General features: G+C 70.0%; 1 protein-coding gene (only partly in view). It reads right to left on the reverse strand.

The annotated features are described in order from the left end of the window. Positions 1-24,854: the 3' portion of a protein-glutamine glutaminase family protein gene (locus ACZ4M8_RS11530; protein ID WP_467605788.1), read on the reverse strand. The gene runs 13,945 nt beyond the window's last position; only the last 24,854 of its 38,799 coding nucleotides appear in the window; its start codon lies beyond the right edge, outside the window; it ends in the stop codon at positions 1-3.

Genomic DNA, 24,854 nt, shown 5'->3' on the forward strand with positions numbered 1-24,854 from the left:
TCAGCGCGTCTCGCAGTTGTCGACGACCAACTCCTCCGGTCGCTCCCGCTCCTTCACCTTCGCGCTCAGCACGCCGGTAAGGGCGTGCCACAGACCGCCGCCGTTCTCGACCTGCTTGAAGCCGTACACACCGAGCAGCTCGGGCGTCAGCACCGGCGCGTTGGCCTGGGCCAGAACGAGGTCGGCGCCCGGGTCGATGTCGTCACCGAGTGCGATCTTGATGACCCGCCACAGGAGTGCGCGCACGATCCGGTCCGTCTCGTCGGACGGACCGTCGTCCCAGGTGGCCTCGTGCAGATGCAGCACCCGCGGCGGCTGACCGCCCTGCCCGCCGGTCGCGAACAGCGTGACCGGACTGCCGGGCGGGAGGGAGACGGTGTCCAACCGGCCGAACCGGTAACGGAGCTGACCGAGGGCCCTGCCGTCCTCACCGGTCCCACGCCACTCCGTCACCTGAAGCCGCCCCTGGACCCTGTCCGGGTTGTTCACCAGCGGCACCTCCGGCGCCTGCTGGACGGTGCCCGACACCTCCTTCGAGACCGGCTCCCCCGTGACCTCTTCCGCCGTGACCGGGGGCGCGGTGACCGGGGCGGGCTTCCGCCCCGACGGCTGTGCGGTGACCGGCTCGGCGTCGAGGTTGGCCAGCGGCTTCGCGTCGAGGTTAGCGGTCCGGAACGAGGATGCCGACTGCTTCACGTTCCTCGTACGAGGGGCGGTGAAGGACGGAGTGGACACCCGAGGCCCGGTCTCCGGCAGAGCCTCGGTCCCGACCGCGGCCGTTCGGCCGGGCGCCTCCTGGACCACCGGGCTGTCGTCGGTCTCCATCGCCGTGGGCTCCTGCGGAGCGGTGGCCGACGGCCCCGGCAGAGGCGCTTGTGTCGGGTCCTGCCCCTCAACCGGCTGCGGCGGCGCGGACGCTCCCTGCTCGTCCGGTTGCTCCCGCTGCTCGTACAGCTTGAGGTCACGGGTGGTCCGAGCGGCGTCGTGCGGATCTCCCAGCAGGAAGTCCCACAGCGGGATCCGCTCCTGGACGATGCTGTTCCGCAACGTCTGCACGCTGCTGCGCGTGTCGGCCAACCGGCGGGTGAGAGCGGTGTCCATCTGCCTGCCGATGAGTTCACCCGCGGTACCGAGATCCTGCAGCACGGTACCGAGCAGGTCGTGCAGGGAATTCAGCTGATCGTTGACCCACAGCGCCAGATCGCGGGTCCGCCGCAGGGTGGGCTGCGCGGACGGGTGCGAACTCGTCGGTTCCTCGGCGTCCGTCCCGTGCAGTCCGGCCGCTTGCGAGGTGGTCAGGAGACTCTGCAACCGTGAGTCCAGGTCCGTCCAGACGGACACCGCCTCCTGCCAGGCGGCCAGGGGATCCGCGGGGCCCGTCTCGTTGCGGAGCAGGCGCGACAGCGTCGCGAAGCTCTGCACGAGTTCCCCGTGGGCGGGGTGTGCTTCCTTGGTCCAGGATTTCGGGACGAACAGCTTCCACTCGCCGTAGTGGCCCTCGTCGGTGAGTTCCAGACCGACGGGGGAGCCGTACCAGCCGTCCTGCGGCGGTACCGACGAGACGGCGGTGGTGGCGGCCCACACCTCCATTCCGGTCCGGTCCGCGACCGCCTGGGCCGCGTTGACGCCGGTCATCCGTTCATCGGCACCGGCCTCGCACGCGAGGAGGATGATCTGCGGGCGGCCGAGCTGGTTGAGTCCGTGCAGACTCCCCCGCCGGGAGAGCACCTCGCCGAACGTCGCGCCGTCCGCCGCGAGCGCCTCGTGCGTCGTACCCTCCGACCTCACCAGTTCGAACCAGCCGGGCCTGGCGTGTGTCATCGCCAGATAGATGGGACGCTTCGGGTCCCAACCCACCGTTCCCCACGCGATCGGCGTGACGTTGTCGTTCCCCGGCGGCATGTGCGGGAAGAAACCGCCGTCGAGACCGGTGGCGGTGATGTCCCAGGTCTCGGTGATGTCGTGTCCCCAGGCGTGGAACGACCGGCCGATGACCCGGTCGACGGCCGGGTCCCCGGTCTGCCGGGTCGCGATCCGTGTGTGATGGAGGTCGCGGAACCGCAGGGAGACGTACTGGCCGCTGTGCGACCGCACCGGAGGCAGGTTCTCGTCCTCCCCGAGGAACGCGTCGCTCACGCCGGGCAGGACGATGGACATCTCGACGGTGAGCGCGCCCGTGGTCCGGCCCGGCTGCACCTGGACGATCCGGAGGTGCTCGGCGTGCTCCGGTACCAGCTCCTGCCGCTCCGCCTTCAGGTCCTCGATCAGCTTCGACGTCAGCGCCGCAGCGGTGTACGGCGCGTCGGTCCCCGTCTCCGGCAGGACGACACCCTCGTCCCCGGCGACGGCGATCTCCACGTGCGGCAGCGGCGTGCCCCGCCGCTGCGTCGTCGAGCCGAGGGCGGCCAGACGGAGCACGAGCGAGTTGACCACATCCTCCAGGGTCTCCTGGGTGAGCCTGCCTGCCACCGGCTTGAGGACGTACATCTCCCGCACCGCGGAGTCGTCGGACGCGGGCGCGGTGTGCTGCGACGTCGGTGCGGTGACCGGAGCCGGCGCTGCCGCCGTGACGGGCGGCAGCGGACCGGGCCCCGCCGTCTCGTCGTCGAGGTCCATGTCCATCGCGCCGGTGCCCGACGACGAGCGCACCACCCGCGGGACCGGGCCCGGACGGGCCGGCCGCTCCTCGCCGCCCGAGCTCTGTCCGGGCGTCCCGGAAACCTCCTCGGTGCTCTCCGGCGCCGGACGGTGCGCCGACTGCTCCGGACGCGGAGGCTGCTCGGCGTGGAGGAAGGCCAGGTCCTCCGCCGTGGCGCGGCCCTTGCCCTTGCCCTTGCCCGAGGTGCTCGCCACCGACGCCGGGTCCTCGGAGAGCGGCTGCTGCGCCGGGGGGAGGCCGCCGGGCAGGCCGCCCGAGGGCGTCAGACCGTGCGCGTCGAGCAGTTCGGCGATCCGCCGCTTCAGGGCGTCCGGCTTGTGCTCCAGGGCGGGGCGTTGCCGGGCGATCTCGGTGAGCACCGCTTGTTGGGCGGTGCGCTGCCGGACGTTCTTCGCGGTCACCGCCCACCCGGCGGCGCTCGGCGCGGGCTCGTCGAGAACCGGACGGGTGCGGACCTTGCTCTGCGCCCAGATGAGGTCTTCGGGCGCCGGGGCCGCGGTGCTGTTCTTGGGCCAGGGAGTCTTCGGCAACAGGCCGTTCTCGACCAACGCCTCGTCGACGAGATCCGATGCCCGCTGCTCCGCCGCCTCCGGGCCCAGGGCCGCGCGCTTTTGGGCCACCAGCTCGATCACCTGAGGTATCAGGCTCTGCATGACCGGGACATGGCCGGTGATGCCGATGGCCGACTCCACCTGCTCCTTGGCCCAGAGCCGGTCCTCTCCCGACGGCTCCACCCGGCCCCACCGGGGTTCTTCCTGCTTGTACGTCAGCGTGTCGCTCTCGGCGGTGAGCCACGTCAGCTCGCTCCACTGCCTCAGCTGCGCGGGGTCGGGCTGGATACGTCCGAGGTGGAAGACGTGGGAGTCGTAGTACCTGGTCGGTTCCGGCAGGAGGCCCTGCTTCGTGAGGTACTGGGCCATCTTCGCCAGGAGGAACCAGGGGCCGGTCAGGTCACCGGCGTTCACGTTGAGGTTCCCCGCCATCTGGGAAACCTTCAGAACCTCCGGATCCTTGAGCTCCTCCTTCAGCAGCCAGGTCAGGAAACCTGTCCTGGCGGGGGTCACGAGGAAACTGTTGCCGATCTGCCCTGTCAGGTACTGGTATTGGGCGACCTTACGCAGCGGCCCCTGTGTCTCCGTGGGAGCCGGCCTCTCCTGGCCCTTCAGCCAGCCGTCGGCCCACTTCAGCATCTCCCGGTAGTCCTGCCAGTCCTGGAACCTGGGCGCGGTGAAGGGAAGTGCGTCCGCAGTCATGGACAAGCCCTTGGCCGGCAGGGAGACGGCGCCGGGGGCGATATCGACGTCCGAATAGACGCCGCCCTTGAACCACAGGGCCAGGTAACGCAGGACGTCCGCCGCCATGGCGTACGCCTTCTCGTCATGGGCGTACTCGTAGAGCCTCCACGCCCGCGTCACGAGGTCTTGTTCGCCGGTCTCCGCCTTCGCCTTGCCGAAGTACTCCTTCGCCGGCTCGATCCGGACCTTGCCCGAGGAGCGCAGCTCGGAGAAGAAGGCGCCGTTCGTCTCCCGGGAGTCGTCGTCGGCGAGGAAGACCAGCTCCCAGCCGTCGGCTTCCGCGACCTTCGCCTGCCACGCCGCGATGTTCTCCTTGGCGGACGCGCTCAGCGGCTTCTTGCCGAGCCACACCATGTACAGCGACGTGGCCACCGGCGCCAGCTGCTCCACCGGCGTGTGCCCGCCGGTGTCGCCCAGGTATATGTGCGGCGGGACACGGTGCACCGTCACCTCGGCCCGGCGCAGCTCTTCCTTGCGGCCGGAGCCGGGCAGTTCGGCCGGCCGGTGGGCGATGCGGACGAAATCCGCCCTGAGCGGGAGCAGATTGTCCGGATGCTCCTTGAGATGCTGCTCGATGCTCGCCCGCAGCTTCTCCTCGACCTCCATGGCCCGCTGGGCGGCGGATTCCGAGGACTTGTTGCCCATGCCGACGATCTCGATCTCCGGTGCCGCGAGACCGGCCCGGCGGTTGGCGAGCACCAGCTCCGCCAGCTCCGCGCCGAGCTGCTCGATCTTGGCGAGCTGATCGCCCACCAGCTCCTTCGAGCGCGGCGCGAAGTACACGGTGTGCGTCTCCCGGCTGCCGCCGGTGGCGCCCGAGTCCCGTGTACTAACGGGCAGGGGCACGCTCTTGGCCTGGCCGCCGCCGGGCAGGCCCCGCCGCAGAGTGATGCCGTGCCGGCTCAGCAGCGCGTGGGCCTCGTGCCACGCCGCGTCATCGGTTTCGAACGTGCCACGGCGCCGGGCGATGTTCTCCCGCACCTCACGCACGGCCTTGCGCTGTGCCTCTTCCCGGGGGCCGGTCCCGAGGATCACGGGGTTCACGAGCCCGCGGGCCCACTCCAGGTGCTCCGCGGGGATGCCCGGTTCCCAGGCCCCGTTGTGCGCCACGGAAAGGACCCGGCCGTAGAGGTGCACCGGCCCCTCCGATCCGGGGGCGGCGGGCTCGACATGGGTGATCTGCCAGTCGAAGCCGCGGGCGAGCAGGAGCTCCCGCTCGTCCTCGGCGGTCTGTTCGTGGTCATCGGCCGAGGTGAGCCCGCCGAGGTACAGGGCCGGTGCCCCCTGCGGTACCAGCAGATGCAGGATGTACGGCCGGTCCTCGAAGTCCGCGGCGACCGGCCCGAGGGAGGTCGACATGAACCGTCCCTCGCGGACGACCAGCCCGGCCTTCACCTGACCGGCATCGGGGAAGTAGTACTCGTCGAGCCCCTTGACGACGACCAGGTCCTCGGGAACGGCATGGCTGCTCAGCGCCGTGTCCAGGGCCCGCACCCGCCGCTCGGTGGCGGCCAGTGCCTGCGTCAGGAAGTCCAGCCCCGACATCGGCGTCGGTACGTCCTCGGTCAGGATGTCGTCGTACCGCTCGTCCGGGCTCACCCAGTGTTCCTCGTGCACGACGCGGGTGAAGTGGGTGAGGGTGCCGGCGCCGGAGTCCATGTCCCGGGCCAGTGCCTTGATCGGGATGTCGGTCACGGCGAAGGGCAGACGGCGGACGTCCTCCCGCTGCGGCCCGTTGACGTAGTCCTTCAGCGCGTCCTTCAGCTGGTCCGGCAGGGCCCGGGTGTGGTCGTTCCACTCCGCGGCGCCGTAACCGGCACCTTCCTGCGCCGAGGCGAAGACCTTGGCACCCGGGAAGTGCGCCCGCTCCGTCTCCGCATGCCGGTTGAGCTGTCCGCCCTCGTGCGAGGCGAGCGACTCACCGTCCTCGTCGTCCGACAGGCTGCCGCTCTCCGACGTACCGCTCGGGGAGTCCATGTCGACGTCCTGGGACTCGTCCGAGGGGAACGGCGAGTCGAGGACATCCATGTCCTCGTCCATCTGAACGTCGCCCGGCTGTACGAAGCCGCCGGGCAGCGTGAGGCCGTCGGGCAGGGGCACGTCCGCGTACGCGGCCATGGTGGCGCGCGGGCCGTGGTGAGCCTTCAGCCACGGCCGGAGTGCGGCCGTGAAGTGGTCGGTGAGCTGCCGCCGCTGCCCGCCCGACAGCCGGGTGACCGCCGGACCTTCCCACAACTGCAGGCGGTTCCGCAGGTAGCTGCGGGCCAGGAAGCTCGTCAGTCCGTCCTCGGACTCCGCTTCCTCCGTCAGAACCGGTGCGGCTTCCTCGATCTCCTCCCACAGCGCTTCCAGCTTCTCCTCGTCGATGTCCGCGAAGGGCGAGGGCAGTGCGGGCAGACCGAAGCGCTCCTCCAGTTCCTTCACACGGCTCAGGAGGGTCTCCCGGTAGAGATCGCGGTGCAGGGGGCGGGACGCGCCGGCCTCCGCGGACGACGGCAGGAGCGGGATGTACTGCCAGGCCAGCTCGGACAGCTCGGAGGGAGAGGGGGCCCCGCCCATGCGTGCCTGGAGCGCCCACCGCCGGTACGCGTCCGTCCCGGGGGCCGGCCGGTGCAGCTCCGCCTGCAGCTGGTCGAGCAGGGCGCGCACCCTGCCGGCCCACAGGGGCTCGCTCTCCGGCTGCCCGGCCGTCCGTCGCAGCGCCGAGAGCGTGGCGGAGGACGGGACGGCCGGGGAACCGTCCGGCTCCAGGACGGCCAGCAGCCTCGTCAGCAGCTCCGCGTGAGCGACACCGGAGCGGACGGCCTCTTCGAGGAGGGGCCGCAGCGCCTGGCCCACCGCGAGGTTCTCGGTGTTCCAGGCGACTTGAGGGCTGCCCATGTGGTCCAGGTACTTCTCGACCCTGTCGATGTGCTGTGCCATTTCGTACAGCGCGTCGAAGGCGGCCGGGCTCATGGAGAGGGACTGCTGTGCCGTGCCCGTTGAGACCGTGGGCCCGCCCGAGGTGAAGAGGTCCTCCGTCATCTGCTCGGTGTACGGCGGGACACCGCCGAGCAGATCGTTCTGCGGCAGGTCGGTGTGGGGGGCGCGCTCCGTGTCCCGCGCCCGCGAGCGGGCTCCGTCCGGGGTCCGCGCGGAGAAGGCCCCCGTGCTCCGGGGCGCCCGCGGGGAATGGGCCGGCCCCTCGTAGGACTCCTCGTCGGAGGAGGAGAGGTCGTCGTCGGAGACGGAGAGGCCGTCGTCGAGGCTTTCTCCGCTGTCGGATTCCTGGGGGTCGTAGGACTCGTCGTCGGAGACGGGGAGGTCGTCGTCGAGGGATTCCCCGCTGTCGGATTGCTGGGTCTCGTAGGACTCCTCGTCGGAGGAGGAGAGGTCGTCGTCGAGGCTCTCCCCGCTGTCGGATTCCTGGTGGGCCCCGGAGTGCTCCACGAAGTCTTCCAGCCAGTAGCTTTCGACATGGCCGCCCGTGCCGGTCCTGATCCACAACGTGCTCTTGTGGCCGGTCAGTCGGAGGGAGCGCAGGGGCTCGTTCAGGCCCTGCGCCACGCCCTGCCGCACCGTGCGGTGGACCAGCAGACGCAGCTCGGCCGGGGTGAGGCCGGCGGGCAGGTTCGCCGGGACCTCCAGCCTCACCAGGTGGCGAAGGACCTGCAGGTCCTTCAGGGCCTGCACGCCCTTGTCGATCTTCAGTTGGTTCTCGGGGGTCGAGTTTCCTGGGGACGCCATCGCCTGCCGGGCCTTCTGGGCCTCCTGGATCTGTGCGACGAAGCGCGCACCCTGCTGGGCGAGCAGGTACTCGGCGGTGTTCTCCGGGGTCGCGAAGGGGGCCAGTTTCCTGGCGTCGTACGCGAAGTACTGCGCGGGGAATGTCGGGTCGAGGAACAGACCTCGCGTGTCGCGGGCGCGGTCCACGTCCGTGAGGGCCGTGGTGACCTTTTCGTCGGTCAGCTCCGGTGCGCTCCATGCCCCGGGCAGGTCCGCGGGGGGCATCGGCATGGTCTGCCGAACCGTGGCGAGCAGGTTTCCGACAGCCTCGGAAGTGCCCGGGATGCCCACGAGGCTTCTCGCCATGCGCACCGGTTCCATGGCGTCGAACGTCTGGAGAAGCTGCGCAGCGGGGGTGGCCTGCGCGCTCTTGCGCACCACGAGCCTGAAGCGCACCAGTGGCTGGCCGGCGGTGCGCGGCAGCGTGTTGTACCCGCGGTCGATGATCCGTTGGATCTCGTCGCGGTGGTGATTCAGCCGCGCTTCCTCCTGGTCGGACATCTCCAGGGGCGCCGACAGCACGATGTCCAGCCGGACGCCCAGGTCCTGTCCCTGGCGGACCGCTTCCCGGTAGACCCTTCGGGCCGTGTCGTACAGCTGATCAGGGGGCACCTGGAAGTTGCGTGGATCACGCATGTCGCGCAGACGTGCGACACCGTCACCGATCACGCAGTACGTGGCCCGCATCAGCCGCATCTGCGGCTGTCCCTGAGCCCGCGGGCCGTTGTCGGCCACGTTCACATAGCCCTCTTGCCGGGCCACCAGGGCGTGGGCGTTGTCGTCCTGCCAGTTCTCCCACGTCTTCCTGGGCTGGTGCGACGACGGCCGGACCCAGACGAGGCGTTCGGCCAGCACGTACCCCACCATGCGTACGCCGTGGGACTCGCCGACCCACAGATAGCCGGCCTGGCTCCCCGCGGTTTCCTGGGGCCGGACCGGGAGTTCCGGGCCCCAGATGAACTGTCCCTTGCTCAGAGCGTCCTCGTGGGCCTTGGTGATCGCGTCCCACAGATCCTCGCCACGCCAATGCCCGGGGAAGACCAGGCGGTGTCCGAATACCGCGTCCCTGGCGCTGTACCAGGGCCTTTCCCTGGGCTGCTTCGGGAGAGCCTTGGCGGACCGTTCGGGACCCGCGGACGTTTCGGGCGTGGCCTTTGCCGCCTGCTCCCTGGGCTTCGGGAACGTCGTTTGCCGCAGTGCCACGTTCACCATCCGGGCGCCGTTGTCCAGGACGGCCCCCGGGATCTCCTCGTAGTCGATGCCGTAGGCGTACTGCGTCTCGGCGTCGTGGAGGAAGCTGCCGCTGATGGCCTTGTCCGGGTCGCCGAACAGTACGGACTGGTGGGTGGAAGCGGTGATCAGTGGCGGGCTTCCCGCCGGGCGCTCGTCCAGGAGGCGGCGGTACAGCGGGGCTTGGAGGGGATGCCCGCCGTGCGCCGGGTCGATCTGCTTCTCGTGCAGTTCGAAGTCGGTGATCTCGCCGAAGGCATTCACCACTCCCCGTATGCGCAGGTTCTGGGAGATCCCCTCGAAGGTCACCCGGCCGGCGTTCTCGGGCCAACTACCCCCATTCTCCAACCAGTTGAGGTAGGAACCTTCGACCGCGGCCATTATTTCGTCGGCGGTCATCTCCGTCGGGAACATCAGGACGCGGTCATCACGCCGGGTGCGCGTGAGGTCGTCCGAGGAGTGAGGACGTCCCTTCTGCGCGCGGTCCGTCTCGGCCCGGGAGGGGTAAACGGCCCAGAATGTGCCGTTGGGATTGCGGTTTCCCACCCGCGTGGGCGTCTCACGGTAGGTGGCCCCATTGCGCGGAGCCATCAGCGCGGGGTGGAGCGCGTCACCGAGGAGCACCCGCTCCCGGACGTCGAGTGGCACCCTGACCTGGGTCGGAGCGCCGTCCGGGCGCTGCTTCGGACGGAGCTTTTCCCGCGCCGAGGCGACCGAAGAGGCCACACCTCGCTCGACCGCCCGGCGCATCCGGGCAGTTTCGATCGCCACCCAGATGCTCTTCAGCTCATACGGGAGCCACCGCAGGTTCGGTGTCAGAGCGACCGCCTTCGCCGGGAGGTCGGCGCTCAGGTCGATCTTCCCGCGTGCGTCGAGGTCCAGCCCGGCCATGATCGTGCCGTCCTCGTCCACCGGGCGCGGCGCGCCCTCCCGATACCAGTCCCAGCCGCCGAAGAGGTGGCTGAGCTCGTGGACCAGAACCATCGGTTCGGTCTCGGTGTACCAGGTGAGGGCATCCTCGCGGCCGCTACCGAGCAGCAGGCTCACCTCGTGGTGCGCGCTTTCCGCGTCCGGGGTGAATTCGACCGCGAATTCCACCCGGTCGCCGTCGGGGAAGCGGTGCCCCATGTTGTGGACGGCGCGCAGCATCTCCTGTGCCCGTCGCTGGACCTCCTCCACCTGCTCAGGCGTTGGGAGGGCGGCGTCCTTCTCCGTGGAGTCGGCGTCCTTCTCCACGGGGACGGCGGCCTTCAGATGGATACGGACGGTCAGCCGGGTCAGCCGTGTCCCGTCGCCGAGCAGGAAGCGCTGGGCGTCGAAGCGGTGTATCCAGTGGGGCACGAACGGCCCCATCCGGTCGGTGAAGCTGTCGGACAGCGGTGCCACCTCGACGGGTTCCTCGGTCTCCGTCACCGGGGCGATGTGTACGCGGTAACCAGGGCTTTCCGGCGTGCTCAGCTCCGGTGCGCTCTCGATGGACGTCACGATGCCCCGGGTCCCGGCCGGGAAGATCACCGCCGCGTCCTGGTTCCCGCCGAAGAGGGGACTCGTCGAGGAGTGGGGGAGCGACGAGGTGATGACCTCGACCGTGCCGGTGCTGTGCGGGTTCTTCCCCGTACCGCCGACAGCGAGAGAGAGGTCGAATTCCTGCCCCACGGAGAGGGGAGCGCCCAGCCCCAGCGAGCGGGGTGTTTCCGGGAAGGCGAGGCGAGAGTCCGTGAGCGGCAGCCGCAGCCGCACCGTGCCGGTGTGCTGGGGCAGCTGGGCCAGCTCTGTGGCTGCGAGGTCCGCGTCGGCCTTGGCCTCGGGGGTGCCTCCGGAGAGGTCTGTCCTGGAGGGAGACGGGAACCCTCCGAGGAGCAGCTTCTTCACCATGCTGTCTTCCAGGCGGGTGGCGTCCAGCGAGGCGTCTGTCACTCTCGCCGGCTCCTGCCCGCTGTGGGCGGTGGAGACGCCGGTCAGCGGTGCGCTGTGCTCAACCGACGGTTGCTCCGCCGGCTGCTGCCCTGTCGTCTGCGCGGTGCTCTTCGTCCTCGGCCGGGTGACGTCGGGCGGAGAGGGGAGCTGAGTGGGCAACCATTCCTGGGGGGTGTTTTCTCCGTCCTGGGAAGCGCTTTCCTGGTCGAAGTCGTTGGACGGGTTGTCCTGCGTGAATCCGTTGTGCTGCCCTCCCTGAGAGAGGGTGACTTCGTCGGACGGCAGGGGGAAATCAAATTCCCAGAATGCGGCTGAGGGGCTGACGCGATCGGTGTTCTCGGCCGACGGTTCGAAGTCGGTGGAGGAGCTGTCCTCCTCGAAGTCTCCGTCCTGCCCTGTCCAGGTGGGTGCGGTGAGCTCGGAGGGCAGCGGCGGGAAGTCGAATCCGGCGGGCGGTACGTCGGCGCTTATACCCTCGAAAGCGAGGGGCGATTCGTCACCGTCGACGACCTCGGTGAACTGGCCTTCGTATTCGGGATCAGGGTGCTCGTCAAGTTCTTCGGAGGACATGACGAGGCTTTCGATGCTGTCCCCCAGATCCTCGTTCCAGGTGCGGACCGTTTCCGCGAGCTGGGTTCCCAGGTCGTCAATTTCCTCGCGTACGTCCTGGGGGGAACGTTCCGGAGTTTTGAGGTCTTCCGGGAATCTGTCGAGCAGCGCCTGAAGCTTCAGGATCTGCTGCCGGGCCCATACCGCGAGGGCCCGGTTCCGCCGGAGGGACGGGTCCGCGGCTGGGTAACTCAGAGCCGCCGGATTCGTGGCGTAGGAATTGAGTGCCGCGTAATCCAGGGGTGCCTGAAGGAGGGACTCCTTCAGGAGCTCGTTCCATTCGTCCCAGAGTTCAACGGCGTCCTGCCACTGCTTCACCGGATCGCCCAGAAGGCTTTCGCTCAGTAGTTTCGAGATATTCCCGAAACTTACCTCAAGCTCTTCGTTGTACGGGTGGGAAGACCTGGTCCAGGAATGCGGGATGAAGCGCTTCCACTCACCGAGCGCGGAATCATCCTCGGAGCGGAGCCCGAGGAAGCTGTCGGAGTCGGTGACCGCCACGACCTCGGTGGTGGCGGCCCACACCTCCAGACCGGTCCTGTCGGCCACTTCCTGGGCGGCGTTCACTCCAGGGGTACCGGTTCCCGGTGCTCCCGTGGTGACACCTGCCGAGCACGCCACGAGAATGATCTGTGGCAGCTCGTTCATGCCCCACAGGCTGTCCCGGTCGTTCAGGATGTCAGCGAGCGTCTTCCCTGAGACGTCGTCATAGGTGGCGTTCCGCTCTTCCGTGAAAACCAACTGGACGCAGCCGGGATCGGCGTGTGCCATGGCCACGTAGAGGTGTCGTGCCGGGTCCCACGGAACTTCCCCCCACGTACGGGGTTTCTCTCCCTCACCGACGAAGTGCGGGAAGAGGGGGTGGGTGAGGTCGACACCGGTGTGACTCAAGCTCTTTTCGTTGGATTCGGTTGCGGCTAGGAACACCCGCCCGATGTGCCGGTCACTCGTGCTGATGAACCGCCTGCTCTGGATCTGGGACTTCCGGAACGTGGCTGATGACAGTGTTTCCACATAGGTGTCTTCGTTCAGGAACGCGTCACTCACACCAGGAAGGTGGAAAGTGATCTCGGCGGCGAAGTTGCCCGCGACCTGATGTGGCTCCGTCTGCGTGATCGAAATATTCTCGACCGACAAAGACTCCCCGGATTCCATCGGTTCATCGCGGAGCAATTCACGGGCCTTCTCCCGCAGGCGCTCGGTGAGGAACGCGGTCAGCGACTTGCCGGTGTGCTGCTCCGTGGAGCCGGTCACCGGCCACGGTCCGGAGCCGAAGACGGTCACCTGCGCCTGGGGGAGTGCGGTGCCCTGCCGCTTGGTGCTCACCCCGAGAGAGAGCAGGCGCAGCGCGATGGCCGTGAGCGCGTCGTCCAGCCGTTCGAGCGCTTCTTCCAGGCTTTCGGTCTGCGTCCCCGCTTCCTGGCCCTCGACGTTCTCGGCCTTCTTCTGCTTGAAGTGGATCGTGTACGTCTCGCGGACGTCGTGGGGGCTGGGGGGCGCCGTCTCCGTGGCCGGGGTGGCCTCCGTGACCGAAGTGGTTTCCGTGGCCGGGGCGATCTCCGCTGCCTCGGGCATCGCCGACGTGGCGGGGGCCGCGCTCTCCGGCGCCACCGGCGGCGGGAGCACTGCCTGCGTCGCGGTGCTGTCTGCCGCGCCGAACTGCTCCTCTTCCTCCGCCGCGGCTTCCTCGATGGTCTCCAGGGAGGTGCGGAACGGGGTGGGGCGGTGCGCGCCGCGTTCCCGCTGCGTTTCCTCCTTCTGCCCGGCCTGCTCCTGCGCCGCCGTCTGCTGAGCCGTCGCTTCTTCCTGCTCCTGCGCCGCTCCCTGCTGCTCCTTCGCCTGTTCGGCCTTCTTCCCGGCCCGGTCCGCGTCCTCCTTGGGGGCGGACTTGTCCCAGGGGAACGACACCGTCAGGGGGGTCATGCCCTGCTTCGAGCCCAGCAGTTCGTCGCCCCGGAAGTACCAGAACGTCACGCGCGCGGAACCGCTGCGGATCTCCTGCGCCCGCTTCGTCTTGGTGCCGGTGATGACCCGGCCGCTGTCGTTCTGGCTGTGCAGTTCGCGGGTCGAGCGGCCGCCGCCCAGGTTTCCGGTGATGCGCAGGGAGTCGACGCCGGGTGCGCCGAACGAGACGCCGGCGGTGCCCTGGCCCGACAGCTGCCCGGTGCGGTGGTGGGTGGTACCGAACCGGTGTCCGGCCTCGGTGCCCTGGGCCACCTCGGCCTTCTCGTCGATCCGGTCCAGCAGCAGCGGGTCGGGCAGGTCGATGGTGGCCGTCACCCGGAGGTGCTGGCCGTAGCTCGCGGCCTTCGCGAGCTGCTCCTTGGCCTGCTGCAAGGCGGCCTCGGCCGCCTCGACGGCCGCGTCCGTCTCCTCCTGCGTGGGCCTGTCGTCCTTCAGGACCGTCGCGAGGTGCGTCACGGTCCCGGCGAGGTGCGCGAGCGCCGTCCAGACCTCGGCCGGCACCGGAATACGGGGGCCGTGGCTGCGAGCCGCTTCCGGCACCTTGCCGAGCTGCCGACGGGCGGCCTCCTCGGCCTTCTCCACCCGTTCCTGGGCCGCCTGCGCGGCCTTCTTGGCCTTCTCGATCAGCTCCCGGGCCGCCTGCGCGGCGGCCTCGGCCTTCTCGACGGCCTTGGCGAACTCCTTCGGCGCCTTCACCTTGCCGTCCAGGGCCTTGGTGAGGTTCATCGCGGCCCGCGTGGGGCCCACCAGGGCCTTCCAGACATCGTCCGGCACCCCGAGCTGCTTGTCGTACCGCAGGTCGAGGCCGGGTGCCTTGATGAGCCGCGCCTTGACCTGCTGTGCGTCGGCCTTGGCCGCCGCGACGGCCGTGTCGATCTCCTCCGCGGTCCAGCCCTCGCCGCCCAGGGTCTCCCTGAGGTCCGCCTCGGCCTTCGCGGGGTCCTGGAGCATCTTCCTGATGCCGTCCGGTACCTCCACGGACGACAGCTCCACGAAGCCCGCCATGAGCTGCTCGCGGCTGAAGTACTGCTGCGCCTTCTGCTGCCAGGCCGAGAGGGCCGACTTGCTCCGGTGGATCGCGTCGAAGTGTTCGCCGATGCCGTCCGAGAGCATCTGAGGGATGCCGCCGACGGAGTCGAAGCTGCGGATCACCCAGTCGTCGGCGGGCCGCACCGTCTTCCAGAACTCCTCCTCGACCGGCGCCACGTCCTCCGTCGTGAAGGTGAAGTCGACCGACACCGTGCCGATCGCCTCGCCCTGCCCCGCCACCAGCAGATCGGTCAGCCGCTCCCGCAGCCGCTCCTGACGCTTGGTGTACATGGCGACCAGCTCCTGCGGAGTGGCCGATGCCGTGGCCGAACGCAGTGTCCGCAGCGCCTTGCGCAGCTCGCCGAGCGACAGCCGGCGGGATGCCGGGGCCGTCTGCGGGGCGCGCGTCTCCTGGACCTGACCCGATTCCTGCTGGGCCGCGACGGACGCCTTGGCCTGCGCCAGCTCCCGGCCGGTCCGCTCCTGCTGCTCCTTGACGAGACGGGCCTGGATCCGGTGACGGGCGCGCAGCGCCCGGCGGTACAGCCCGGTGTCCGTCGCGTGCATCCGGAAGAACAGGACCGCCTTGCCCCGGTGGAGGGCGGAGGGCTGCTTGCTCTTGGTGGTCATCACGGACTTGGCGGTGGTGCCACCGGTGGAGTTCACCTCCTCGCCGCTGCTCGTCGTGACGTTCCCGCCGATCACGGCGTTGACGCCGGCGGCGGCCGAGATGCTGCCGGTGACACCGACGTTGTGGCTGGTGGCGGTGCCGCCGGCGGCGGCGACCACACCGTCGGAGAAGCCCACGCCGAGGCCCACGTCGGTGCCGGCGGTGAACTCGGTCTCGCCGGTCTGCACACCGGCCTTCAGGCTCTTTTCGAAGCCCTCGCCGGCCTCTTCCTCCTCGACCTTCTCCACACCGGCGGTGACGAGGACGTAGCCGCCGTCGACCTCGATGCGGAACGGCTCGTCCGCCGACATCCCGCGGAGCTTCTGGGCCATCGCGGTGGTGGTCAGCTCGGTCCCCAGCTGCCGCTTGACCGTCGGCCAGTTCCGGCCGAAGACCCGCTTCCCCTGCCGGTCCAGTCCGTCGAGCAGGGCGGTGGTGTCCGCGATGTGCTCCGGCAGGGTGACCTGGTTGACGATGTCGGTGTTGCCGAGGCGTGCCGTGTCCTTGATGCGCCGGGGCACACCGATCCGCGACCACATGTGGCCGGACACCAGGGCGCCGTTGGCGTCGGTGACCTCACGCGCGGGGAAGGCCATGACCGCCGCGACCTTGGCGTCGACGACGACGTGGGCCGAGGGCTTGGCGAGGCGGTCCTTCAGGTAGGCCACCATCTCCTTCGGCGTCTTCGGCCACTCCCGGGCCTTCTCCGCCGCCTCCGGATGTGCCTGCGTCTGCGGCTTCTCCCCGGTCTGCTGCTCCTCGCCCTGCTCCGGCGGCCGCGGGTTGATCACCTCCACCGCGAAACGGAACGTGACGTCACCGTGGAACGTGTAGTACGGCTCCGTGGTCTTGCCCTTGGCCGTGGACGCGTTGCCCGAGTCCAGGGCGTGGCCGACGCTGGTGTCCTTGGTGTGGGTGTAGGTGTACTGCGGTGTGACGAACGGGGCGCTCGCGACCGCGTCGAAGACCTTCCGGGTACGGCTGCGCTCGTCCTTCATGTAGCCGCTGCCGGCCGTCCGGTCCGTGCCGGTCTCCGTCTCGAACTTCTCGACGTAGGAAGGGTCGTGGAAGTTGCCGACGTCGATCCCGGTGAGTGAGACCACGGCGGTGACGCCGCCCGCCCGCACCACGATGGGCTCCAGCTCGTTCGGACGGTGGCTGAGCTGAGGAACGAGCGGCTGGAGGGTCCGCAGGTTCAGGTGGTCCGACAGCTGGGCCGCGGCCTCCGGCCAGGCCGTGCCGAAGAGCGGCTTCAGCTCCGTGGCCAGTGCGAGCAGCGGCCACCGCCCGGTCCCCAGGCTCAGCACGTGGTCGGCCGGGTCCAGCAGTTGCGACCGGATGACCCGCAGCGGCGGGTGGACCGGCTGCGCCTTCGGGGCGTCCGGCTTCAGCGCCGTGCTGGTCTCCGCCTGCGCCTTCCCGGACGTCTCGGCGGCTGTCTTCTGCTGGGCCTTCTCCCGCTTCCTGGCCTCCGCCCGCGCCTTGTCCTTCCGGAAGACGAACTCACCGTTCGCGGTGGGTGTGCACAGTGCCTTCGGGATGGCCACGATGAACGGCAGGGTGGCGAGCTGATCCTCCAGAGGGATCGTGATCTCCACGCCGTTCTCGTCGGTGACACTGAAGTCCACCGTCGCCTCGCCCGCGAACTCCACCATCGGCTCGCGGTACTTGACGCTCTTGACGCTCTTGGTCTGCTCGTTCGCCCGGTCGCCCTGGCGGCTGCGGAGCCCCTTGCCCCCGCCGAGGGTGGGTCCGAAGGAGTTCCCCTCCGACAGGGGGAAGTGGAAGCCGCCGGCCGCCTGCCAGCCGCGCTCCGTCCACACCAGGTGGCGCTGGGCGCTGCTGGTCCCGGTCTCGCTCAGCAGGTTGAGGTCGGCCTTGTCCACCGTGCGCAGATAGCGCATGGTCTGGATGGTGCCCTGGGAAGCGGAGATGACCCGCTGCTTCTTGCCGTCCGGGCTGCTCAGCAGGAGGCTGTGCAGCTTGCCGCCGCGGGTGAGCCATCCCAGCTCGGCGGCGAAGCGCGTGATGCTGAGGCCGCTGTGTACGACGGCCCGGACGCGTTCGGCCTCCTCCGGGGTGAAGAGCGCGTCGACGATGGCGTCGATCCGCTGACGGATCGACTTCGTCTCCTGCGGCCGTGCCCGCTGCGGCTGCGTCGCCTCCGGCTGTGTCTGCTCCAGCGCCGCCTCGGGGATCAGCTCGACGTTGCCGCCGGGGAACACGTCATGGACCACGGCTCTGTCCGGGAGTCCGTTCTCGCCTGCCGTGGGCTGCCACACCGCGAGCGGCGGCTCGTAAGTCTGCTCGCCCTCGCGGAAGACGGTGCGGCCCAGGGTCCGCTTGGTCGGTTCGGGACGCTGTTTCTTCGCCTTCCCGGCGTCGACCAGTGCCTTCCCCCAGGACGTCCAGGTCCACGCGGACAGCTCGGACGCGGTGATGCCGCCGGGCTGCCCGTACTCCTCGGTCTGCTCGTGCTGCCCGTTCTCCTCGGTCTTCTCGGGCTCGACGATGTCCGCGTGCCTGCGGAGTTCCGCGATCGTGACCTGCTCGGTCTGCGAGGTCTCGGTCAGGAACTGGAAGCCGAGCGTGGTGAAGGCGTCCTTGGACCGGGCCACCCGTCCGGTCGCCCCGGTCGCCCCGGTCTTCTCGACCGTCCCGGTCTCCTGGATCTCCTGAGGCTGCGCCGTCTCCTGGGCGGAGGGCGTGACGGCCGGGACGTCCGCTTCCTGCGTCGTCTCCCCGGCGCGTTTGACGAACTCGACACGGAGGAGCGCCACGCCGCCGAAGAGCGAACCGGGCACCTTCGTCTTGGTGGCGGTGCCGGTGCGGCTGGAGCGCGAGCCCTGCGCCACGAGGTCCTCACCCTGCTGCCACTGGAGCTGGCCGGTGAGCTTGCCGGGCAGCTCGCCCAGCGGCGCGGCCTGGCCCCGGGCCGTCTGCGTCGAGCTGGTGCCCTTCGACTGCACACCGGTGACGGTGCGGGTGACGTCGGTACCGACGTTGAACTCCGTCTCGGCGGTGTCGCCCATGTGCCACATCGACGCGACCTCGGTCTGGAACAGCACCGATCCCAGATCGTCCGTCAGCGGGATCTCCAGCGGTTCGCCGTTCATCGTCGCGGTGAGCTGCTCGTGCAGCACACCGAAATCGACGCGGGTCAGCAGCTGCGTACGGACCTGTGGCCAGTCCTCGCCGAAGACCTCCTCACCCATCTCCTCGACGGAGGCGTAGCCGGCCACCTTCTGCCGGAGCAGCTCCTGCATTCCGCTCAGCCGGTTGCCGTACAGGTCGGCGGCGTACACGTCGACGACGACGTCCGTGGCCCTGACGGCCCGCAGGTCACGTGTGCGCGCCGGAGGCAGCCGGACGAGGCTCTCCTCCGTGCTGCCGTCCTTGACGGAGTCCTTCGCCGAGGCGCCGGTCCAGTCCGGGACGAGCAGCGTCGCGGGCACCGGTACGGTGCGCACCTTTCCGGCCTGCGGCGTCTCGGACCGCTCACCGGCGTCGTCCTGCGCGGGCAGCGTCAGCTCCTGGCCGCGGAGCTCGCCGAGGCCGGTCGCCGTCACCTTGGAGAAGTCGAAGGTGAACTCGGCGACGGTGCTGACCTGGAGCGCGGGCATCGAGGTCTTGGCGCGGGCGAACATCCGGTCGGTCTGGTCGCTGCCCTGACCGATGGGGCTCTGGATCCGCCGGCCGGTCGAGAGGTCGATCCGCACGCTCGGCAGCTGGACGCGGAACCCGGCGCCGTACGTGAGGAACCGGCCGCTCTCCTTGAGGTGGCCGACGCCGGACGCGGACTCCGCGCCGTTCTCGAACTCGACCTTGGGCAGGACGGCGGTGGTCTCCGCGTCGCGGAAGGTCACACCGACCTCGATCTCACCCTTCCAGCCCGGGATCTCGATCGGCACGTACCGCTTACCGCCACGGCTCATGGTGGAGACCCACGGCTTCAGCTTCTCCGTGCCGAGGTAGGGCAGGATCTGCTTCCGCGCCTTCTCGGCCGCCGCGTCGCCGAACGCCGCGCGCAGCTCGGCCATCAGCGCCTCGACCAACTGGTCCTGACTCGTGCCGAGTGTCTCGACCAGGTCGTACGCGCCCAGCTGCCCCATGTCGAACCGCGCGGGCGGCTGCGGGAGCTGCTTCGAGGGGCCAGGCTCCTGGACGGCCGGCTGCTTCTGCGACGTGGTGGCCGCATCCGTCGCCGGGACGCTCTCGACGGCCTCGGTCTCCGGCGCGGTCGCGGTCGGACGCAAGGGCTGCTTCTCCCGCTGCCGCGCGGTGAGGTGCTGCTCCTTCGCGGTCGCGGACGCCGAGGCGGCCTCCGTCGGATTGAGCGTCTCTTCCGGCGGGGTGACCGTCACCTCCGGCGGGGTGAGCGTCTCCTGCGGGGCGGAGGACGTCGGCGGGGCGGGCGTCACCTCCTGCTGGGGATCCGGCCCCGTGGCCAGGTAGTGGTCCTGGCCCTGCTCCAGACGGACGTGGACGAGACGGATCGGCTGGGTGCCCTCGTCGAGGGTGCCGGCACTGAGGACGTTCCAGGTGCCCGCGTCCTCGTGGAGGAGGGAGACGGGGAGGTCCGGGAAGGTCCGGGAGAACAGCAACGGGACGAGGTCACCGGCGACGGAGTTGTAGTGCCCCGGGGTGGCGATCAGCTCCGCGAGCACGTCGCCGGCCCCGGAGCCCTTGAGGGCTTCGCGCCAGGTGGGGATGTTGAGGGATCCACCCGCCACGTTCTCGCGCAGTTCCTTGCGCTGCTCGTCCTCGGTGTCCTCCGGGTGCTGTTCGAGATAGTCCTTGAGAAGGCCCACGAGCTGTTGGTCCGAAGAGGACGGCTCCTCCGAGGTGACGCCCCGGTAGAGATCGGAGAGCGGCGCCGTCAGCTGGTGCCAGAACTCCGCGTCGTCCGCGCCGTCCGCCATGAGCATCTCGTCGAACTTCGCGCTGAGCTCCTCGCGCACCTCCGTGGCGGCGAACCGGTCCAGATCGTCCCGGCGGCCGTGCGCGAGCAGCGTGGCCTCGATCGCGTGGAAGAAGCAGTCACCGTCGGCCGGTACGGAGAGGGGCCGGAGCTTCTCCTGCGCCAGCACCGAAGCCTGCTTGTCGTCCACGCCGAGGTCGCGCCACGGGCTCGCGGGGAGCCGCTTCCCGGACGGGTGCTCCTCCTGCTGGGCCGCGTCCTCGGGGTTGAGGACGGGGTCGGTCTGCACCTTCGCGTCGTGCTGTCCGGGGTGCTGCCCCTCGCCGTGGTGCGCGGACTCCTCCGTCACCACCGGCGGGGCGGCGGCCGTGAGCTGGACGAGGCCGTTGACCGTGGCGCCCCAGCTGACCTGGTGGCCGCGGGTGAGCGGGTCGCGGTCCAGCTCCGGCCGGACGTAGGTGGCGACGAATTCGTCGCGGGTCAGGACGGTGCCGAAGGCGACGACGTGGTCGGAGTTGGCGGCCGTGACGTTCTCGCCGGTGTGCTCGACCGCCTCGACCTGCCAGGTCAGTGTGGATTCCTCGGCGTCCACCTGCTCGGCGTGGAGGAGTTGGAGCAGCAGCTCGTCCTCCGGGCCCGTCGCGTGGCGCGGCGGCACGTACCAGCCGGACGGTGTGCGGATGGCGTGCTTGTTCTGCCCGCCGAGATCGCCGAGGTTGCGCAGCATGCCGACCGGGGTGAGGCCGATCTGCAGCAGGTCCTCGACGAGGAAGGCGGCGTCGTAGGTCTTGCCGCCCCAGATGAAGGCGCCGAGCGCGTTGCGCGTCTCGATCCTGAGGCGCACGCGCGCGGCGGAGCGGCCGAAGTCGTGGAGGTAGGTCTCCATCGCCGTGCCCTCGACCTGGTGCATGTTCCAGCCGCCGCTGCCGGTGGTCACGCTCCGGGACTGGGAGTGGGTCAGGCCGCCGCTGGCGTTGCCGCTCTGCTGGTGGGGCCAGGCGTGTCCCGGTTCGGCGGAGGCGCCGACGGCGGTGCTCAGACTCCGGGCCGTCGAGAAGCCGTTGTGCTGGGAGCCGTAGTCGCTGCGCTCGACGGTCACCGGGCGGGCACCGCGGAAGGTTCCGGCCTCGGCCGGGAGGATCGACAGGGAGATCCGGCCGATCGTGTCCGCGAGGAATTCGTCGACCGTCAGCAGGTCGATCGGGACCTCGAACGGCACACCCGTCATGCCGTGTTCGTTCACGAGATGGGTGAACACGTTGGCGTTGAGGATCTTGCGCAGCACGTCCTGCGCCGGTTTGCCGCGTCCTGCGAGGTTGGCCAACGGGCCGACGTTGACCGCGTTGTCGAGGAACGCGTCGGAGAGCGCGCCCACCGCCTCCGGGTCCATCTGGAGCACCACGCGCTTGAGCGCCAGATCCTCGGCGCTGATGGAGTGGTCGGTCTCGGGACGCAGGGAGGCGGGGAACTGCTGGGTGACGGTCGGGGCGGACTGCGGCGTGCCGCCGTCCTCCTCCGTGGCGGTCGCCAGACCCTCCAGCTCCGAGACCGCGACCACCACTTCCTCGGTCAGCCGGACCTCGCGGACCTCCGGCCGGTACGTCTCGGGCTGGGCGAGCGCGGCGAGCGGCCGGAGGGGAGCGGCGAGCGGGGAGAGGCGGACGGTGTCCAGCACGGAGATCTCCAGCACGTCCTCCACCGTGAAGGCGACCAACGGCCCGCTGAGGGTGAGGGCGTCGTGGCGGCGCGTGGCCACGCTGTGCGTGGCGTTCTGCGCCGTCGACCGGCCGCGGGTGAGGGAGAGCAGGGACTCGGAGAGGTTCAGTCCGAATTTGTGGCTCTTGCCCTGCGACTTCTTGTACGCCACCTCCGAACGGATGTTGGACTGGGTGTACTTGCTCACCGTGCCCGAGAAGGGCGCGCCCTTGCGCGACGCGACGGCGCCACGCTTGAGACGCAGCACGATCGCCGACTGGTGCTCGTGGAGGAAGCCGCGCGAGGACGACGGGTGCAGGACGATGCCCGAGCCGCGCAGGGCGTCGGTCATGCTGATCAGCGAGTGCGGGTCGAGCAGGATGTCCAGGCAGTTGGTGAGGCTGGTGCCCGGGGTGTGGAGGTCCCACAGCGCGTTCCGGCTGCCGGGCGCGTGCTTCTCCAACAGCGCGTTCAGCTCGCTCATGATCTGCGTGTGCAGCGCCTGGGCGTCGCCCTGCGCCGGCCGTAGCGTGTCGGTGACGGTGGTCAGCGGCAGGTCCTGCGAGCGCAGCTTCTCCGGGACGGCGGGTGTGGCCGTGGTGGTGGCCGTGGCCGCGTCGGAGCCCGACGTCTGCGGGTCGGTGGTCGCCGGGTGGTGCTGGCGCAGGAAGCGGATGCCGTCCTCGATCACCAGCGGCTCACCCACGGGCCGCGCCTGCTCCTGTGTGGTGTCCGCGTCCGTGTTCCGCGCGGTGGTGACGCGTTCCTGCTTCCAGGTGCCCGCTTGGTTGTGGTCCTCCCGGACGACCGTGATCTTCCAGGTGACCTTCGCCTTCTGGAGGTGGAGCGGCACGTCTTCGCGGATCACGAAGTGGCCCGGGTTGATGTTCCGGATGTGGGAGTGGCCGCGTCCGCGGCTGTCGGACACCGTGGCGGTGTAGGAGCCGCCGAACGCCAGGGCACCCGAGCCGCCGGTCAGGCTGCCGGTGTGGCTGCGGTTGCGGAAGGGGTTGGCGGTCGTCACCGAGTGCCCGCTGACGAACCCGGTCGAGTTCTCATGGGCGTTCATCGTGTTCAGCAGCACCGGGCCGTCGCCGGCCTCCGTGATGTCGGAGACCTCCGCCTCCAGCGCCAGCCGGAACCGCTTGTCGGTGAACGTCCCGTCGAGGAAGAACCCGCCGGCCGTGGAGTGCGACGCGGTGTTCAGCACGGCGATGAGCTGGTCGGCGGAGACCAGCGACTGGACCTGCAGCTCCGCGAGCGCCCTCGGCACCCCCAACTCCTCGTGCAGCACCTTGGCGACGTGTTCGCGCACCTGGGAGACGCCCAGCACATCGATGACCCGGTCGCGCTGGACGAGCGTACGGGGGTCGTCCCCGTGCTCCAGGACGGGCTCGGTCGGCCTCGGGGCGGACTGCTCCTGGGCGGACCGGAGCGGGACCAGCCAGCGTCCCTCGCCCTTGAGCGGCGGCTCGGTGTGGCTCTGCGGTTCGGTGACGCTCGGGACGTAACTGCCGTCCCACTTCGCCCAGGTGCGGGCCAGGGCCCGCTCGGCCCGGTTGACCACACCCTGCGGCTTCAGGCGGTACACCGTGACGGACGGCGTCAGCTCCGTCTCGAAGGTGAACAGCACGTTCTTGTTCTCGTCGGACGGCGGCAGCATGTGGCCGTCCAGCCGGTAGGTGTAGTACGAGCGTGTCTGGTTCCGGGCGTCCGTGCGCGACGCGGTCGAGCCGGCCGCATAGCCGCCCGTGGCGGTCGAGCCCGCATTCGCGGTGGCGGAGACGTTCAGGCTGATGCCGGCGCCGCTGTTCACGGACGTGCCGCCGTCGAGCATCCAGGCGGGCTGATGGTCGAACCCGGTGTTGTCCGAGGGCATGGCACCCACGGGAACGGCGGTGCCGGTGCCGGGCACGAGGACGCGCCTGCCCCGCACCTGGTAGACCACGACCTCCACCGAGTTGTCGGCGAGCTGCCGGGTCTGGGTGTGGGAGATACCGCTGTCCGAGAACAGATCCGTCTGCTGGGTGTTCAGCGAATCGGAGTGGAAGTAGGTGTCCAGGAAGGTGGACCGCTCCCGCATCTCCTCCGGGTTCCACGCGGGGATACCGGCACGCTTCTCCGCCACCTGGAGTGCGTGCACCAGCGCGCTGCGGATGCCTCGGGCACCGGAGAGGCCGGCGGGCGCGAACACGCCGAGCGGCCCGGTCGGCCGGGTCAGTTCCGCCGGCGGCTCGTACCGCTGCTCCGTCTGCTCCTCGGCCTCGGTGGTGGCCGGTGTGCCGGCGGTGGGGTCCTGGGTGAGCGGGCCGCTCTGCCGCGGGGACGCGGTGGTGGCGGCCGGCTTCTTCGCCGCGGAGATGATCCGGTCGAGCCCCTTACGGAAACCTTCGGCATGCTGCTCGGGGACGCGTACGACGACCCGGATGTCCGCGGAGTGCTCCCGGGACGTCGGGCGGGCGTGGGGCGCCCCGGAGTACACCTCGGAGGCCATGTCGAGCCGGACGACCAGTTCGAACGGCACGGTGTCGCCGTGGAACCGCACCGTCTGCCAGTGGCCGCCGCCGACGTCGTAGAACGTGGAGCCTCCCGCGCTGGTGCTCGCCTCGACGCTGATCGCGCTCTTGCCGCTGAGCGTCGCGCCCTGGGTGTTCGGCGCCAGCGTGACGCCGGCGGTGAGCGAACGGCCGCTGCCGGCGGAGGAGGTGCCGCCGCGCAGCGCGAGTTTGCGGGCGTTGATGGTCGTGGGGATGTCCGTCGCGTCGCCCGTCTGCTCGGCGGAGAGCAGGGACCCGCGCAGCGTCATCGCCAGGGTCTCGCCGTTCGCCATCCGGAACGTCGGCAGCTTGGTGTCCCCGCCCATGATCCGCGTGAAGTCCGCCATGACGGTCATCTCGCTGAGCCGGTTGTGCACGTACTCGTGCAGATCCGTGCCGGACCGGGCCTCCTGGTACGCGCGGAACAGCGCCTCGTGGGCGTCTTCGAGGCCCCCGACCTCCTGCGCGACGGGGAAGGCCCGCAGCAGCTCTTCGTTGAGCTGCGTGTAGACGCTCTCCGGCACGCTCGCCGGCAGCTTCTCGCTCGCCCACGGGGTGCTCG

It is taken from the genome of Streptomyces sp. NPDC027185, from assembly GCF_055567035.1.